The sequence below is a fragment of the Haloferax sp. KTX1 genome (assembly GCF_902410085.1).
In the GTDB taxonomy this organism is placed as follows: domain Archaea; phylum Halobacteriota; class Halobacteria; order Halobacteriales; family Haloferacaceae; genus Haloferax; species Haloferax massiliensis.
Map to the genome: position 1 here is coordinate 1 of NZ_CABPRH010000008.1, position 17588 is coordinate 17588.

Here is a 17588-nt window from a genome sequence, read left to right on the forward strand (position 1 = left end):
ACGGTGGGGTGGGCGGCGGGGAGAAAGCGGAGGAGAAGCCGGCACACCGGCCCCGTCAGTCCAGCACGTCGGCCGGCTCCTCGGGGTACGGCTCGCGGACGAGCCGACCCATGTCGATTTCCTGGTACGGCGCGCGCCGGAGCGTCCCGTTCTCGACGAACTCGTCCGCTCCCGCGTCGGTCAGTTTCGCCGCCAGCGCGTCGCGGAGGTCGGCGACGACCTCGGGATGGTCGGCGGCGCACTCGTCGAGTTCGTTGGGGTCGGCCGCGAGGTCGAACAGCTGTTCGCGGCCGCCGTTGCGCATGAACACGTATTTCCAGCGGCCCTCGCGGACCATCCCGGTGAAATTCGGCGGGAGCCGCGGCGTCCGGTGGTAGCCGAACAGCCGCTCTCGGGGCTCCGCGTCGCCCCGAATCGTCCCGAGCACGTCCACGCCGTCGCGGAGTTCTCGGTCGCCAGCGGCAGTCGTCGCGATGCCGAACAGGTCGGTGAGCGACACGAGGTCGTCGCGGCGCTCACCGGCCGGCAGTTCCGCGGGCCAGCTCAGGAGGAACGGGACGCGACACGACGACTCGAAGAACGACGACTTCTCCCAGCCGCGGTGGTCGCCGAGGAGTTCGCCGTGGTCCGAGAAGAAGCAGATGAGCGTGTTGTCCGCGTCGTCGCGGGCTTCGACCGCGTCGAGCAGGCGACCGATGCGGCGGTCGACCTCCGAAATCATCCCGTAGTAGTACGCCTTGATGACCCGGACGGTGGTGTCGTCGATGCCGCCCTCGCGGGTCGTCCAGAAGTGGTGGTTCTGCGCGGGAATCTTCTCGTCCATGTGGTCGGTTTCGCGGTCGCCGTTCACCGGGTTTTCGAGCCGCTCTGGGTCGTACATCCGGTCGAAGGGCGGCGACGGCGCGAACGGCGGGTGCGGCGGTTCGTACGAGACGAGGCCGAAAAACGGCTCGTCGGTATCGCGGCCGATGAGGTCCACCGCGCGGTCGGTCATCCACGCCTCGTAGTTGTCGTCCGGCGGGAGCCGGTTCTGTTGGGGGAGGTGGACCATCGCGCCCTGCCGGGCGGTCGTCTTGACCTCGTGGCCGGTCTCCTCGCGGAACGCCTCGAAGCTCAGGTGGTGGTCGTAGCCGAGGTCGATGTCGCGCGGGTGGGCGTGGTACTTCCCGACGAGGAACGTCCGGTAGCCCCGCTCGCGCATGCTTCGGGCGAGGAAGGGGCCGCACCGCTGTTCGAGGTGTCGCGCGTCGCGCTTTTCGTTGCCGAGGTAGCCCGTCGAGACGGCCTCACAGCCGGTTCGAATCGTGTGCCGCGCCGGGATACAGATGGGGTCGGGCGAGTAGGCGTTGGTAAAGGAGACGCCGCGGTCGACCAGTCGGTCGATGTTCGGGGTGTGGATTCGACTGTTTCCGAGCGCCCGAATCGTGTCCGACTGTTGCTGGTCAGTCATCACGAACAGGACGTTTGGGCGAGCATCACTCACGGCCGAACTCCGACCACCAGTAGTATAAAGATAGGCCACCGCGACGGTACGGGTACATGCCACCCGCAGCGAGTGCCTTCGACGTGACAGCCTACGCCGACGAGACCGACGACCTCCAGACCGAGGCGTTCCAGACGGCCATCGACGACTGCTCTGCGTCCGGCGGCGGAACCGTTTCCGTCCCCAGCGGGACGTACACCGTCGGAACCGTCCATCTCCGAAGCAACGTGACGCTCTATCTGGAGGCCGGGGCGGTCGTCAGCCCCGCGAAGGACGAAGCCGAGTACACGGACAAGTTCGTCGGCCCCGACAACGAGCGCATCTTCTTCCTCGCCGAGGACGTGGAGAACGTCACCATCGCGGGCGAAGGCGAGTTCGACGGCCTCGGGACCGAGTTCATGCGGATGGACACGCCGATTCAGGGGCACTCCAACGAGAGCGCGTCGCACCCGCTCATCTCGAACGGCCCCCACGAGGCGCGGCAGGGCGACGCCTACCTCTCGCGGACGAGGGGGACCGAGGGCTGGCCGGTCGCAAAACCCGACTTCCGGCCCGGCCCGATGTTCCGGTTCAACAACTGCACGAACGTCCGCATCCGGGACGTGACCATCCGTGACATGCCCGCGTGGACGCTGTCGTTCCACGGGACCGAGGAGGTCGACATCCGCGGCGTCGACATCCTCAACCACCTGCTCATCCCGAACTGCGACGGCATCGCGCTCGGCGACACGAAGAACGTCCACATCTCCGACTGCACCATCCAGTCGTGCGACGACAGCATCACCTTCGGCGCGCGGCCCGACGAGCCGACGACCTGTGAGGGCGTCGTCGTGACGAACTGCACGCTCCGGTCGAGCGCCTGCGCAATCAAGTTCGGCTCGGGCACCGACGACACGATTCGCGACTGCCTGTTCCAGAACATCGTCGTGCAGGAGTCGAACCGCGGCCTCGGCATCCAGCACCGCGATTCGGGCGTCGTCGAGAACGTGCTTTTCACCGATATCGTCGTCAACTCCAACATGCTCCCCGGCCCGTGGTGGGGCAAGGGCGAGCCCATCTACGTCACGTCGGTCCCGCGGGACGACGACACCGACCTCGGCGGCATTCGGAACGTGCGCTTCTCGAACATCGTCGCGCGCAGCGAGAACGGGGCGCTCGTCTACGGCTCCGAGGATTCCGATATCGAGACTATCGAGTTCGACAACGTCCGCATCGAACTCACCGGGAGCGAGCACGCCGACGAGGTAGGGGGCAACTTCGACCTCCAGCCGAGTTCGGTCGTCACGCCCATCTTCGCCAACGACATCGCCGGCGTCCACGTCGAGAACGCCCGCGACGTGACGATGCGCGACGTGACCGTCGAGTGGGACGACGACGGCGACCTGCCCGACTACTACCGGAGCGGGCTGGCCTGCGAGGACGTCGAGGGGCTACTCGTCGACGGCTTCGTCGGTCGACAGGCCCACCGCGACGACGACGCGGACGACGCGGCGGCGATTTCGCTCGTCGACACCGCGGACGTCACGGTTCGGAACTCGCGGGCGACCGAGGGGACGGGAACGTTCCTCTCGCTGTCGGACACTGAGGGCGAGCGTCTGTTCGTCAACAACGACCTCATCGACGCCGCCGACGCCGGCGACGTGGAGTCGTTCGAGCGGTCGGGGAACGCCCTCCCGAGATAACCCGTACGTTCAAGCCGACGCGACGACGAAGGTCGAACGCGAAACCGCGCAGTCGAGCCCGCGGCGTTCGATTCGGTCCGATTCGACCCGGTTCGGATAGCCGTATCGCCGGCTGTGGCGCCTAATGCGGCCGTTATTCGGGTGAGCGGTGGATTTTTGCTCCGAGCCGCCGACGGTCGAGTTGATGGTACAAGAGCTGACGCTAGCCGAAGCCAAGACGATGCTCGACGCGGCGGAGGAGAAAGCCGAAGACCTCGGCGTGCCGCTGAACCTCGCGGTGACGAACAGCGAGGGCAACCTCCTCGGCTTCCGCCGGATGGACGGCGCGAAGCTCGTCGCGAGCAACATCGCACAGAACAAGGCGTACACCGCGGCCGCGGTCAAGAAGCCGACTCACGAACTGAAGGAAGGAGCCGAACCCGGCGGCGACGTGTACGGCCTCCACACCACCGACAACGGCCGCGTCGTCGTCTTCGGCGGCGGGTTCCCGGTCGAACACGACGGCGTCGTCGTCGGCGCGGTCGGCGCGAGCGGCGGCGCGGTGTCCGAGGACATGGAAGCGTCACAGGCGGGGGTCGAAGCGTTCGAACCGCTCCGCTGAGACGCCCGCGTCGGAGTCGCCGCGTTCGGTTCGGGTTCGGTTCCGACGATACCCACCCCAGCGTATCTGTCCTCACGGTCCCTTTTTCGTCAGAACCGCACGAATGCGGAGCGGTCGGTCTCCGCCGCGTAGAGGCTCCCGGTCATGTCCGCGACGTAGAGCGTCGAGCCGTCCGGTCCGCCGAGGGTGCAGTTCGTCGGGCGGTTCTCGGGGAACGGGTGACGTTCGAGCACCTCGCCCGACGGTGAGAACACGTAAACCGACGGTCCCGGACCGCCCTGTTCCCAGCCGGCGCAGGCGACGATATCGCCCGACTCGGTGAGCGTCATGCCGTCGATACCGCGGTGGTCGCCGAAGTCGTGCAGTATCTCGCGGGGGCCGAGCGACCCGTCACCGCGAATCGGGTAGGCCCGCAAATCGGTCGCCTGGTCAGGGCCGTAAGTGCATTCGGCAACGTAGAGGCGCGTCTCGTCCGGCGAGAGGAGGATGCCGTTCGGTCGGTCCATCTCGTCTGTGAGGTGGACGAGTTGCCAGTCGCCGGTCGCGTCCGCGCCCACATCCGGCCGCTCGGCGCGGAAAACGGAGGTGTGGCCGAGCAGTCCCCGGTCCTTGTCGTCGGGGTCGGTGAACCAGATATCCCCGTCGCGGTCGATTTCGAGGTCGTTCGGCCCGTTGAGCGGCGTCCCATCGAACTCGTCGACGACGACCGACGCGGGTTCGTCCGGGGTCAGCGCGGCGATTCGGTGGCCCTCGGCCTCGCAGGCGTACAACTCGCCGTCGCGTCCCTCGTGGAGGCCGACCGCGCCGGCGGTCGAGTCGATGTAGACGCTCGTTTCCCCCGTCTCCGGGTCGTATTCGAGGACCTGATGCTCCTTTATTTCCGTGAATCGAACCGAGTCGCCGGTCCAAATCGGACCCTCGGTGGCCCGAAACGGACCCGCGACTCGCTCGAACTCCCATGCCATCGAATGGTCGTTTTGACCACGAGACCTTAAACGTCGCCCGACTTCCGTCACGTCCCGATTTGTCAATTCAATTTCCGATTTGAGAATTAGTTTCGGACGTGGGACCGCGCGATTAGGTCGGGTCGATCGTGGCCGGAAACGACGCGGCGTGTTACAGAGTCAGCGGGGCGGCATAAAATAGAACAATATAATTACTATATGAACTACTATCTCTACAAAAGATAGTTTGGCAACATCTGAGTTATTAGAATTATCTAAATAACTCAAATATAGTAGTGGATTACCGTAGCGATTAATCTAAGTGGAGGGAAAGTTCGAGGATTTTATCATAATTTGAAACGTACTAGACTCAGATAGAAAAGGCGAGTTTCAAACTGACAAATATTCATATATAATTGTGATTTGTTAATTATCGCTGCAGTCCGACCGACAACGGTATAGCCGGGGACGGGCACTCGTCACAGCAACGACGAGAAGCGCGGGCGGGCGGGGTGAACAGACCCCCCAGCGGCGGGGAGCCGAACCGTTCGGTCGTCCACGATAACCACGAAAACCCGCGAAGGCAGGTGCAGTCGGTCGATCACGGACCACCAATCAGCCGGGTGGCAGACGACACATCGCCCGATTGTTCCATATTGTTCACATCGTATTCCGTTTTGACCCGAGAATATTGTTTTAGGTTACTATACGGTATCTTTATGTTCCATTGCATCTCTGTGAGAATGAGTAACGTATGTCGAGAAAAGACATCACACAGATGCGGTCGCAGGCGGGGTCATCGTCGGAGTCGGTCCGCGCTCGGTTCGGAGACGCGGCGAGTCGGCGGAACTTCCTCAAGGTCCTCGGAACGGCCGGTCTCGCCGGTCTCGCCGGCTGTTCCGGCGGCGGCGAGAGCTACGACGGTCAAGAACAGACCACAGCCTCCGGCGGCGACGACGAGGGCACGGAAACGGAGTCATCGTCCGGCGGCTCGGGCGGCAGTTCGACGCTCCGCATGAGCGCGACCCAGCGCTTCGGGACCGTCGACCCCGCGAAGGGGACGGACTACACGCAGGTGCTCGCGTTGGTCAACCTCTACGACCCGCTCGTGTTCCCCGACACGGAGGGGAACCTGCAGGGACACCTCGCCGAGGACTGGACCGTCTCGGACGACAACCGGACCTACACGTTCACGCTCCGCGAGGGCGCGACGTTCCACAGCGGCAACCCCGTCACGGCGGAGGACGTGCAGTTCTCGGCCGAGCGCTTCCTCGATATCAATCAGGGCTACTCGTCGCTCCTCGGGAACGTGCTCTCGAAGGAGAACGTGACCGTCGAGGACGAGCGGACGGTGTCGTTCACGCTCGACCGCGTCCACTCGCCGTTCCTCGCGACGCTCGTGTTGCTGTTCGTCGTCGACAAGCAGTTGGTCCTCGACAACGCCGGAGACGGCGACTTCGGCGACCGCGGCGACTACGGCCAGTCGTTCCTCAACGACAACGACGCCGGCTCCGGCCCGTACGAACTCGCGGGCTTCGAGCGGCAGGCGCAGATTTCGTTCAGCCGCTACGCAGATTACTGGGGGTCGTTCAAAGACGGCGCGTACGACAACGTCACCGTCCAGATAATCACCAACGACCCGACGGTTCGGTCGCTCATGAAGACGGGCGAACTCGACATGTCGAGCCAGTACCAAAGCGAGGAGACCTACGAGGCGCTCGCGGCCGAGGACGACATCCGCGTCGAGTCGGTCCCGACGGTGACGACGTTCTACTTCAAAATCAACACCCAGAAGGCCCCGACCGACGACCCCGCCGTCCGCGAGGCGATGGCCTACGGCTTCGACTACGAGACGGCGCGCAACGAGATCGCGCCCGGGTCGCTCCCCGCGCAGGGCCCGCTCCCGTCGTCGTTCGGCGTCCACAACGACGACATCGTCCAGCCGACCTACGACCCCGAGCGGGCCCGGCAGATTCTCGCCGACGCCGGCTACGAGGAGGGTGACATCACCGTCCAGAACACCTACGTGAAGGACTACGGCCTCGAAGAGAAGATGGGGCTTCTGTTCCAGCAGAACATGGACGAAATCGGCATCGACGTCGAGTTGAACCCCCAGACGTGGGGGACGATGACCGAACTCGCCACGAGCGTCGAGGACACGCCGCACATCAATCAGGTGTTCTACGGGCCGGTGTACCCCTCGCCCGACACGGTGTTCTACAACCAGTACCACTCCGAGGCCGCCTCGACGTGGATGAGCATGGAACACCTCGAAGACGAGAACGTCGACTCCCTCATCGACGAGGCTCGCTCGACGGTCGACGCCGACGCGCGAGCGGAGCTGTACGCGGAGGTCCAAGCGCGCATCGCGAACCAGTACCCCGACCTGTTCATCTTCGTCCAGTCGAAGAAACACGCCTTCGCCGACGACGTGGCGGGCTACACCTTCCGCCCGTCGATGAGCTTCGACTACTGGTTCCCCGACTTCCACCAAGAATGAAGTACTGGCAGTATCTCGTGCGCCGGCTCGCGGGCATCCTCGTGAGTCTCATCGGCCTGTCGATAATCATCTTCACCACGTCACGAGTGCTCCCCGGGAACCCCGCGCGAATGGCCCTCGGCGCGCTCGCGTCGGAAGAACAGGTGCAGGCGCTCGCCGCCGAGATGGGGCTGAACGACCCGATTCCCATCCAGTACCTCGACTACATGCGGGGGTTGCTCGTCGGCGACCTCGGCACGAGCCTCGAAACGAAGCGCGCGGTCAGCACCGACATCGTCTACTACCTGCCGGCGACGCTCGAACTCATCACCGTGTCGATGTTCCTCACCGTCGTCATCGGGATTCCGCTCGGCGTCATCGCCGCGCAGAACAAAGACGGCCTCGCCGACAACGCGACCCGGCTCGTCGCGTTCTTCAGCGTGAGCGTGCCCGGCTTCTTCATCGCCATCATGTTCCAGCTGATATTCGGCTACCTGCTCGAATGGCTCCCCATCACGGGCCGACTCGGCTCGGAGTTCGGCTCGGGCGTCTCGCGGTTCACGGGCTTCCTGCTCGTGGACACCCTGCTGTCGGGGAACCTCGCGGCCCACGTCGACGCGTGGGCGCACATCATCCTCCCGGCGCTCGCGCTCTCGCTCGCCGGCATCGGACAGGTGATGCGCATCACCCGGTCGAGCATGATCGACGTGAAAGACCAGGACTACGTCGAGGCCGAGCGCGGCTTCGGGCTTCCGTCGTGGCTCGTCACGTACAAGTACACCCTCAAGAACGCGTTCATCCCGACGCTCACGATTCTGGGGCTGCTGTACGCCTCGCTTCTGGGCAACGCGTTCCTCATCGAACTCGTCTACTCGTGGCCCGGCCTCGCGTCCTACGGCGTCACCGCGGTGCTGAACAACGACTTCAACGCCGTCGTCGGCGTCACGATGACTATCGGCGTCGCGTTCGTGAGCATCAACTTCCTCGTCGACGTGCTCTTGGGTCGCGTTGACCCGCGCATTCGCCTCGCAATGGAGGAGGCGACATGAGCGCCGAGTCCGCGGGCGTCCTCGACCGGGTCGTCTCGGCCGAGCGCCGCGAACTCTGGCAACGGTCGTGGAAGCGCTTTACCAGCAGGCCGATGAGCGTCGTCGGTCTCGGCATCATCGTCGCCATCGTCCTGCTCGCCGTCTTCGCGCCCGTCGTCGCGCCGTACCCCGAACACGCCGGGAAGTTCACCGACTTCTCGAACACGCTCCAGCCGCCGAGTCTCGACCACCCGCTGGGGACCGACCACGTCGGCCGCGACGTGCTCTCGCGCATCCTCTTCGGCTACCGGCTGTCGCTCATGCTCGTGGCCGTCGTCCTCGGCTTCGGCGTCCCCGTGGGCGTGCTGCTCGGCCTCGTCGCCGGCTACTACGGCGGCTGGACCGAGACGATAATCATGCGGGCGACCGACACGGCGCTCGCCTTACCGCCGCTCGTGATGGCGTTGGCCATCACCTCGGCCCTGGAGCCGACGCTGACGAACGCGATGATAGCCATCGCGGCGCTGTGGTGGACGTGGCACGCCCGCCTCGTCCAGAGCATCGTCGCCAGCGAGCGCAGCGAGGAGTACGTGCAGGCCGCGAAGCTCGCCGGCGCGAGCACGCCGCACATCCTCTTTCGGGAGATTCTCCCGAACACGCTGTCGCCGATTCTGGTCAAGGTGACCCTCGACGCGGGCTTCGTCATCCTCATCGGCGCGGGCCTGTCGTTCATCGGCGTCGGCGTCCAGCCGCCCCAGCCCGGCCTCGGGACGATGGTCAGCCAAGGGACCTCCTACCTGCCCGACTCGTGGTGGGTGAGCGTCTTCTCCGGGCTCGCCATCTTCGTCCTCGTGATGGGATTCAACATGCTCGGCGACGGCCTGCGTGACCTCTTCGACGTGGAGGTGAACCGATGAGACTCGACGAACCGGTCGCCGAGAACCCGCTTTTGACCGTCGAAGACCTCGAAGTCGGCTTCGAGTCGTTCGACGGCCTCGCGGAGGTCATCGACGGCGTCAACCTCTCTATCGGCAAAGGCGAGGTCGTCACCATCGCCGGCGAGACCGGCTGCGGCAAGTCGGTGACGATGAAGTCCATCCTCCGCTTGCTCAATCAGCCGCCGGCCCGCGTCAGCGGCGACATCACGTTCGACGGGACGGAACTGCTGTCGCTTTCGGACCGCGAGTTCGAGCGCGTCAAGGGCCAGCGGATGAGCCTCGTGTTCCAGGACCCGATGTCGAGTCTGAACCCGACGTTCACCATCGGGGAACAGCTCACCGACACCGCGCAGTTCGGCGGCGACAGCGACACGGGCGTCGTGGAGTTCTTCCGCCGCCGCTTCAGCGGCGAACGCGACGAGGCGCGCGACCGCGTCTTGGAGATGCTCCGCGAGGTCCAGATGCCGGACCCCGAGAACATCATGGACTCGTACCCGTCACAGCTGTCCGGCGGGATGCGCCAGCGCGCGCTCATCGCGCAGGCCCTGCTGAACGAGCCGGACCTGCTCATCGCCGACGAGATCGGCACCGCGCTGGACGTGACGATTCACGACCAGATTCTCGACCTGCTGAAGGACCTCATCGAGAACCACGACCTGAGCGTCCTGATGATCACCCACAACCTCGGCGTCGCCCGACAGGTGAGCGACCGCGTGTACGTCATGTACGGCGGCCGCATCGTCGAGACCGCACCGACAGAAGAGCTGTTCGAGAACCCGAAACACCCCTACACGCAGGGGCTCATCGCGTCGATTCCGCGCCTGACGGGCGACGAGATGGCGACCGGCATCGACGGCTCGATTCCCGAGTACCTCGACCCGCCGCCGGGCTGTCGGTTCGCACCGCGGTGTCCCTACGCCACCGCCGAGTGCGAGGAGGCCCGCCCGGAGATGTACGAGCGCGGCCCGCAGACCGGCGTCGAGTGCGTCCTCTACGACGAGGCCGTGCCGGCGTCCGAGCGGCCGACCGTCGAGGAGACCCGGAGCCACATGACCCGGCGACCGGGCAAACAAGCGGGGGGCGACTGAGATGTCCGAACCCCTGCTCGAAGTCGACGACCTGGAGAAGTACTTCCCCGTCAAAAGCGGCATCATCAAGCGCACGTCCGACCACGTGAAAGCGGTCGACGGCGTCTCGTTCGACATCGACCGCGGCGAGACCCTCGCGCTCATCGGCGAGTCCGGCAGCGGCAAAAGCACCGTCGCGCGGACGATTATCGGCCTGACCGGCGCGACCGGCGGGACGGTTAGATTCGACGGCGAGGACATCACGAACGCGACCGACGAGCAACTGGCTCGCCTCCGGTCGCGCGTCCAGATGGTGTTTCAGGACCCCACGTCGAGTCTGAACCCCCGGCGGACCATCGGCAAGTCGCTCGCGGTCCCGCTAAAAGCGCGCGGCGTGCCGAAATCCGACCTCAGAGAGCGCGTGGTCGACCTGCTCGAACGCGTCGAGTTGAACGACGAGTACTGGAACAAGTACCCCCACGAACTCTCCGGCGGGCAGAAACAGCGGGTGAACATCGCCCGCGCGCTCGCGGTCGAGCCGGAACTGCTCTTGCTCGACGAGCCGACGAGCGCCCTCGACGTGAGCGTGCAGGCGAAGATTATCGCGCTCCTCGAAGACTTACAGGCGGAGTTCGGCCTCACCTACCTCTTTATCACCCACGACCTCTCTCTGGTCCGCAACTTCGCCGACGAGACGGCCGTGATGTACCTCGGCGAGATTCAGGAACGCGGCCCCACGCAGGAGGTCTTCCAGCGACCGCGACACCCCTACTCCCGGGCGCTCCTCTCCGCGATTCCGGTCACGACCGACGAGGAAGAGGCGTACAAGCCGCGGCACGAACCGCTCCGCGGCGAGATTCCGAGTCCGCGGGACGTGCCCGCGGGCTGTCGGTTCCACACGCGGTGTCCCTACGCGACCGACGCGTGTTCGACCGACGAACCGGAGTTCGTCGCGGTCGACGCCGGCCCCAGCGTCCGGTGTCACATCTACGACGAGGCGTACGCCGACGCGTTCGACGACGTGCCCGACGTGGCCGTCGCGGCGGTCGCCGGCGAGGCGTCGGCGTCGAACACACACGAATCATGAAGATAACCACAGACAACATCGACGACTTCGCCACCGGCGCGACCGTCCTCGGGACGGGCGGCGGGGGCGACCCCTACATCGGGAAGCTGATGGCACAGCAGGCTATCGAAGAGCACGGCCCCGTCGAGCTCATCGACCCCCGAGACGTGCCCGACGACGCGCTCGTCATCCCGAGCGCGATGCTCGGCGCGCCGACCGTGATGGTCGAGAAGATGCCGAAGGGGACCGAGGCGCTTTCGGCCTTCGAGGCGCTCGAAACGCACCTCGGACAGGAGGCCTACGCGACGATGAGCATCGAGGCGGGCGGGCTGAACAGCACCGTCCCCATCGCCGTCGCCGCCGCGCTCGGGCTTCCACTCGTGGACGCCGACGGCATGGGCCGGGCGTTCCCCGAGGTGCAGATGGTGACGCTCACGATGGGCGGCGTCAGCGCCACCCCGATGAGCATCGCCGACGAGAAGGGCAACTCGCTTCTCGTGAACACCGTCAGCAACGAGTACGCCGAGGCGTTCGCCCGCGTGACGAGCATCGAGATGGGCGGCGCGTGCATGATTGGCACCTACGCGCTGTCCGGATCAGAGGTCCGCGAGCACGCGATTCTCGACTCGATGTCCCTCGCCCACGACATCGGCGAGGCGATTCGCACCGCCAAGCACCGCTCGCGTGACCCCGTCGAGTCGGTCCTCGACCTCACCGACGGCTACGAGCTGTTCGCGGGGAAGATAACCGACGTGGAGCGGCGGACCGAAGGCGGCTTCGCGGTCGGCGAGGCGACCCTCGACGGCATCGACGACTGCGAGGGCCGGCAGTTCACCCTCGACTTCCAGAACGAGAACCTCGTCGCCCGCGACTCCGAGCGCGGCGTCGTGGCGAGCACCCCCGACCTGATTACCGTCTTGGACGCCGAGACGGGCGACCCCGTCACCACCGAGCGACTCGCCTACGGCCACCGGGTGCGGGTCATCGGCATGCCGTGTTCGCCGAAGTGGCGGACCGAGGAGGGACTCGACCTCGTCGGGCCGAGGTACTTCGACTACAGCATCGACTACGAACCAATCGAAACTCTCCAGCACCCCAGACATGACTGACTACCGAATCGGAATCGACGTCGGCGGCACCAACACGGACGCCGTCGTCATGGACGGAAACGACAACCTCCTCGCGAAGACGAAGACCCCCACGACCGAAGACATCACCTCGGGCATCCTCAGCGCCCTCGACGTGGTCCTCGACGACAGCGGCGTCTCCGAGGACGAACTCGACTACGTGATGCTCGGCACGACCCACGCGACGAACGCCATCACGGAGCGCCGCGGCCTCAACGAGGTCGGCGTCATCCGCATCGGCGCGCCCGCGACCCAGAGCATCCGCCCGCTCCTCGAATGGCCCGACGATCTCGCCGAGGCCATCGGCGACAACGTCGCCATCCTCGACGGCGGCCACGAGTTCGACGGCCGACTCCTCAACGACCTCGACGAGGAGCAGGTCAGAGCCCAGATTCAGGAGTTCGCCGACGTGGACGCCTTCGCCGTGACGAGCGTCTTCTCGCCCGTCCGCGACGACCACGAGGCGCGGGTCGCGGAACTCATCCGCGAGGAGGTCGGCGACGACGTGCCCATCTCCGTCTCGAACGAAATCGGGAGCGTCGGCCTGCTCGAACGCGAGAACGCGACGGCGCTCAACGCCGCGCTCACCGGCGTCGCCTCGGAGGCCGCGAACGCCTTCGTCGACGCGATGGACGAACGCGGCATCGACGCGAACCTCTACTTCGGCCAGAACGACGGGACGCTGATGAGCGTCGACTACGCCATCCGCTACCCCATCTTCACGGTCGCCAGCGGCCCCTCGAACTCGGTCCGAGGCGCGGCGTACCTCTCGGCGGTCGAAAACGGCATCATCGTCGACGTCGGCGGCACGACCACCGACGTGGGCGCGGTCACCGAGGGCTTCCCCCGCGAGAGCAGCGTCGCCGTCGAGATCGGCGAGGTGAAGACCAACTTCCGCATGCCCGACATCATCGCCATCGGCATCGGCGGCGGCTCCATCGTCTCGACCGACGACGGCGTCACCGTCGGCCCCCAGAGCGTCGGCTACAAGCTGACCGAGGAGGCGAGGTGTTTCGGCGGCGAGACGCTGACCGCGACCGACCTCGAAGTCGCCGCGGGAACCATCGACATCGGCTCCGAGACGCCGGCCGTGGACGCGGAAATCGTCGCGGCCGCCCGCGAGTACGTCAGAGAGCGCGTCGAGCGCGAGGTCGACCGCATGAAGACGAGCGCCGAGCCGGTCCCCGTGGTCATCGTCGGCGGCGGGAGCATCCTCGTCCCCGACGACATCGCGGGCGCGAGCGAGGTCCACAAGCCCGACCACTACGAGGTCGCGAACGCCGTCGGCGTCGCCATCGCGCAGGTCTCCGGCGAGGTCGACCGCATCTACAGCCTCGACGAGATGGACCGCGAGGAGGCCATCCAACACGCGAAAGACGAGGCGACAGACAACGCGCTCGCGGCCGGTGCCGACGCCGACAGCGTGGACATCGTGGACGTCGAGGAGGTCCCGCTTTCGTATCTGCCCGGCAACGCGGTGCGAATCAAGGTGAAAGCCGCCGGGGCGCTCGACCACTGATGACGGTCGAAATCGGCGTCGAGGAAATCGAGGACATCGCGCTCGGCGCGACCGTCCTCGGGACCGGCGGCGGGGGCGACCCCCACGTCGGCAAGCTCGTCGCGAAGCAGGCAATCGAGGAGTTCGGCCCCGTCGAACTCGTCTCCCCGGACGAACTGGACGCCGAGGACTTCGTCGTCCCGACCGCCCAGATGGGCGCGCCGACCGTCTCGGTCGAGAAGCTCCCGAGCGGGCGGGAGGCCGTCACCTCGCTGGAGCGCGTCGAGCGCGAACTCGGGAAGACCGCCGACGCGACGATGCCGATAGAGTGCGGCGGCATCAACTCGACGTTCCCCTTCGCCGTCGCGGCCCGCCGAGGGCTTCCCGTGGTCGACGCCGACGGCATGGGCCGGGCGTTCCCCGAACTCCAACACGAGACGTTCAACATCTACGGCGTCAGCGGGACGCCCGCCGCCGTCAGCGACGAGCGGGGAAACACCTGCCTCATCGAGACGGAAGACAACGACCAGTTGGAGTGGCTGGCCCGCGGCGTCACCGTCAGGATGGGCGGCGTCGGCTACGTCTCCGACTACCCGATGACCGGGGCACAGGTCAAAGAGACGGCCATCCCGGGCACGATGTCGCTCGCCCGCGACCTCGGCCGCGCGCTCCGGCTCGCCGAGGACGACGCGATGAGCGCCGTCCGCGAGGTGACCCGCGAGTCGATATACGGCGAGGCGCGGTCGCTGTTCGAGGGGAAAATCGTGGACGTCCAGCGCCGCACCGAACGCGGCTTCGTCTTCGGCCACGTCGATATCGACGGCCTCGACTCCGACGAGGGGTCGGCGATGCGAATCGAGTTCCAAAACGAGAACCTCGGCGCGGAAGTCGACGGGAGCTACGTGGCGACCGTCCCCGACCTCATCACCGTCCTCGACCGCGAGACGGGCGGGCCGATTCCGACAGAGAGCCTCCGATACGGGGCGCGAGTCCGCGTGCTCGGCATCCGGACGCCCGAGATAATGCGGACGCCCGCCGCGCTCGACGTGTGGGGGCCGGGGTCGTTCGGCCTCGACGCGACCTACGAACCACTCGCGGACCACCCATGAGTTTCGACATCCCACACCTGACGGAGGTAACGCTCGACGACCTCGAAGCGCTCGGCATCGGCGCGGGCATCCTCGGCACCGGCGGCGGCGGCAACCCCCGCCTCGGCCGACTGCGACTCCAGACGCTCCTCGAAGACGACGCCTACCCCGACGCGGTCGAACTGGTCGACCCGCGGGACCTGCCGGCCGACGCCACCGTGGCGAGCGTCGGCGGGATGGGCGCGCCCACCATCAGCGTCGAGAAGTTCGCCGGCGGCGACGAGGAGATACAGTCGCTTCGCGCCATCGAGGACCTCTCCGGCGAGACGGTCGACGCGCTCATCCCCGGCGAAATCGGCGGCGCGAACAGCATGGCCCCGCTGTGCGTGGGGGCGATGACCGACCTCCCCGTGGTCGACGCCGACGGCATGGGCCGGGCGTTCCCCGAACTGCAGATGGACACGTTCTTCATCTACGGGACGCCCGTGAACTACGCGGCGACGACCGACGAGCGCGGCAATCAGGTCGTCTACCGGGACATCGACTCGGCCAAGCGCCTCGAAGACCTCGCGCGGGCCATCACCGTCCAGATGGGCGGCCGCTCGGGCTACGCCTTCCCGCTCATGACCGGCGCGTTCGTCTCGGAGTACGCGGTTCCGAACACCGTCTCGCTGGCGACCGAACTCGGGCGGGCGGTCGAACGCGCCCGCGACGCCGGCACCGACCCCGTCGACGCCGGCCGCGAACTCCTCGGCGGCGAGGAGCTGTTCGCCGGGAAAATCGTGGACGTCCACCGCCGCAACCGCGACGGCTTCGCCCTCGGGAGCGTCACGCTCGACGGGATAGACGAGGACGCGACCCTCGAAATCGAGTTCCAAAACGAGTTCCTCGTCGCGCGGGACGACGACGGCGACCTGCGCACGACGGTCCCGGACCTCATCTGTCTCGTCGACACCGACACCGGCGCGCCGGTCACGACCGACGCCCTGCGGTACGGCCAGCGCGTCCGCGTCCTCGGCGTGCCCGCGCCCGAACTGCTCACGACGCCCGAGGCGCTCGACGTCATCGGTCCCGGAGCGTTCGGCTACGACGTTCCCTACGACCCGCTTCCGCGGGACGAGACGGGGTGGTAGCCCACCGGACGCGCGGACGCGCCGGAGCCTTGCCGGCGATGCGACCCGAATACTAGCCGATTCGGCACAATAGTTGTGTCGTTTTGATACGGTTACGCCACCAGCAGTTTCAAATCGAACCCCGAAAACATATCCGACCATGGAAAACCCCGACCTCACGTCCGCCGACGCGCCGCCCGACCCGAACACGCCGGAGGCCGTCCTCGAAAACTACCTCGACGAGCACGACTACGAGATATTCCGCGCGCTCAACGAGAACGGCCGCATCTCCGACACCGAACTCGCCGAGCGCGTCGGCCTCTCCCGGACCGCGGTCCGTCGCCGCCGCGAGAAACTTCAAGAGAGCGACGTGCTCGAAATCCTCGCGGTCATCGTCCTCCAAGAGGCCGACCTCGCCGACGCGCAGATACTCGTCTCGTTCGACCAGCACGTCTCGTCCGAGGTGCGAACCGAGTTCATCGCGATGCTCATCGACGAGGGACTCGTCTACAACGCGAGTTCCTGTCTCGGCGAGTACGACCTCGTCTTCAGCGCGTGGCACACCGACCTGAACGCGCTGAAAGAGTACGTCTGGGACCTCTTCGACGGCGAGGACATCGTCGACGACTACACCATCATCCCGCTTCTGAAGACGTGGAAGGCGTGGGACAAAGAGCTTGACCGACCCTGAATCGGTCGGTATCGAGCCCGACATCGGAGGAGGGCGAAGCGCCCGGTCGAACCGGCTGACTTCGAAGGGACCCGGAACGTTAACTCTCCGGACGGCGTGGAGGTATCCGATGGCAATCACCACCGAGTTCGCCCTTCGGTCTCCTTCGCTCCCGCTCGTCAGCGTCGCGGACGGCCTCCAGCCCGACGGAATCGAGTGCGCCCACGCCCTCTGCCTCCGGCCGGACGTCCAGGTGTTCACCGTGCGATTCGACAGCGACGACGGCATCACCGAAAGCGACCTCCTGGCGTTCGACGAGGTCGTCGAAATCGACGCGCTCGGAGAGACGGGCGACAAGTCGGTCTACAAACTCACCGTCGAACTGGCGGAGTCCGTCTCGAAGGCGTTCGAGCCCGATTTCGAGGGCGCACAGCTCGAACCGACGGTCGTCACCGCCGACGGCTGGTACGAGACGAAGGTGTTCAAGGAGTACGAGGGGTTCAACGAGTTCCGCGAGAGCTGTGAGAACCACGGTATCTCGCTCGACCTCGTGTCCATCACGTCGGAGGGGTCCGCGCCCGACGAGTCGGCGGACAGCCTCACCGACCGCCAGCGGGAGGCGCTGACGCTCGCCGTCTCTCGCGGCTACTACGAGAGTCCGCGGCAGGTCACGGCCGAGGAACTGGCGGCCGAACTCGGCATCTCGCAACCGTCGCTGTCGAGTCTCCTCCGTCGCGGCGAGCGGCAACTGATCACGTCCTCGCTCGGCTCGCAGGCGCGGATGCAATCGCCCACGCAGTGAACC

At 66.3% G+C, this 17588-nt stretch carries 15 protein-coding genes; 13 read left to right on the top strand and 2 right to left on the bottom strand.

All coding sequences use genetic code 11. The annotated features are described in order from the left end of the window. Nucleotides 1–55 precede the first annotated feature (55 nt). A complete protein-coding gene (locus FY251_RS13100) occupies nt 56–1483 on the bottom strand; it encodes a sulfatase (protein WP_148415276.1) in 1428 nt (475 codons plus the stop codon). 56 nt (nt 1484–1539) lie between these two features. On the opposite strand from FY251_RS13100, the gene FY251_RS13105 reads away from it, so the two are divergent. Further along, entirely contained in the window at nt 1540–3165 is a 1626-nt protein-coding gene (locus FY251_RS13105; protein WP_305037586.1) for a glycoside hydrolase family 28 protein, read from the top strand. A 184-nt stretch (nt 3166–3349) separates the two neighbouring features. Next, nucleotides 3350–3766, top strand: coding sequence for a heme-binding protein (locus FY251_RS13110; protein ID WP_148415277.1), 417 nt, complete (start codon nt 3350–3352; stop codon nt 3764–3766). Nucleotides 3767–3855: 89 nt separating this feature from the next. Here FY251_RS13110 and FY251_RS13115 read toward each other — a convergent pair whose 3' ends face one another. Beyond that, entirely contained in the window at nt 3856–4731 is an 876-nt protein-coding gene (locus FY251_RS13115; protein ID WP_148415279.1) for an SMP-30/gluconolactonase/LRE family protein, read from the bottom strand. Nucleotides 4732–5488: 757 nt separating this feature from the next. Here FY251_RS13115 and FY251_RS13120 point away from each other — a divergent pair. From FY251_RS13120 to FY251_RS13170, 11 genes are all read left to right on the top strand, one after another. Further along, nucleotides 5489–7210, top strand: a complete 1722-nt coding sequence (locus FY251_RS13120; protein WP_148415581.1) for an ABC transporter substrate-binding protein — start codon at nt 5489–5491, stop codon at nt 7208–7210. Next, nucleotides 7207–8238 (top strand): ABC transporter permease, encoded by a 1032-nt coding sequence (locus FY251_RS13125; protein WP_148415281.1) that lies wholly within the window; start codon nt 7207–7209, stop codon nt 8236–8238. The genes FY251_RS13120 and FY251_RS13125 overlap by 4 nt, the downstream gene beginning before the upstream one ends. Next, nucleotides 8235–9134, top strand: coding sequence for an ABC transporter permease (locus FY251_RS13130; RefSeq protein ID WP_148415283.1), 900 nt, complete (start codon nt 8235–8237; stop codon nt 9132–9134). The genes FY251_RS13125 and FY251_RS13130 overlap by 4 nt, the downstream gene beginning before the upstream one ends. Next, nucleotides 9131–10243: an ABC transporter ATP-binding protein gene (locus FY251_RS13135; RefSeq protein WP_148415285.1), complete on the top strand. Its 1113-nt coding sequence runs from the start codon at nt 9131–9133 to the stop codon at nt 10241–10243. Before FY251_RS13130 ends, FY251_RS13135 begins: the two co-directional genes overlap by 4 nt. A gap of 1 nt (nt 10244) precedes the next feature. Then, a complete protein-coding gene (locus tag FY251_RS13140) occupies nt 10245–11309 on the top strand; it encodes an ABC transporter ATP-binding protein (protein ID WP_148415287.1) in 1065 nt (354 codons plus the stop codon). Next, the gene (locus FY251_RS13145; RefSeq protein WP_148415289.1) at nt 11306–12397 is read left to right on the top strand and encodes a DUF917 domain-containing protein; all 1092 of its coding nucleotides are present in this window, start codon (nt 11306–11308) and stop codon (nt 12395–12397) included. The genes FY251_RS13140 and FY251_RS13145 overlap by 4 nt, the downstream gene beginning before the upstream one ends. Then, nucleotides 12390–13934, top strand: coding sequence for a hydantoinase/oxoprolinase N-terminal domain-containing protein (locus tag FY251_RS13150; protein WP_148415291.1), 1545 nt, complete (start codon nt 12390–12392; stop codon nt 13932–13934). The genes FY251_RS13145 and FY251_RS13150 overlap by 8 nt, the downstream gene beginning before the upstream one ends. Beyond that, nucleotides 13934–15022, top strand: a complete 1089-nt coding sequence (locus tag FY251_RS13155) for a DUF917 domain-containing protein (RefSeq protein WP_148415293.1) — start codon at nt 13934–13936, stop codon at nt 15020–15022. Before FY251_RS13150 ends, FY251_RS13155 begins: the two co-directional genes overlap by 1 nt. Then, nucleotides 15019–16134: a DUF917 domain-containing protein gene (locus FY251_RS13160; protein WP_148415295.1), complete on the top strand. Its 1116-nt coding sequence runs from the start codon at nt 15019–15021 to the stop codon at nt 16132–16134. The genes FY251_RS13155 and FY251_RS13160 overlap by 4 nt, the downstream gene beginning before the upstream one ends. A 139-nt stretch (nt 16135–16273) precedes the next feature. Next, a complete protein-coding gene (locus tag FY251_RS13165) occupies nt 16274–16804 on the top strand; it encodes an Lrp/AsnC family transcriptional regulator (RefSeq protein WP_148415297.1) in 531 nt (176 codons plus the stop codon). 109 nt (nt 16805–16913) lie between these two features. Further along, complete coding sequence (locus FY251_RS13170; protein ID WP_148415299.1) at nt 16914–17585, top strand: helix-turn-helix domain-containing protein; 672 nt, start codon at nt 16914–16916, stop codon at nt 17583–17585. The last annotated feature ends 3 nt before the right edge of the window (nt 17586–17588 follow it).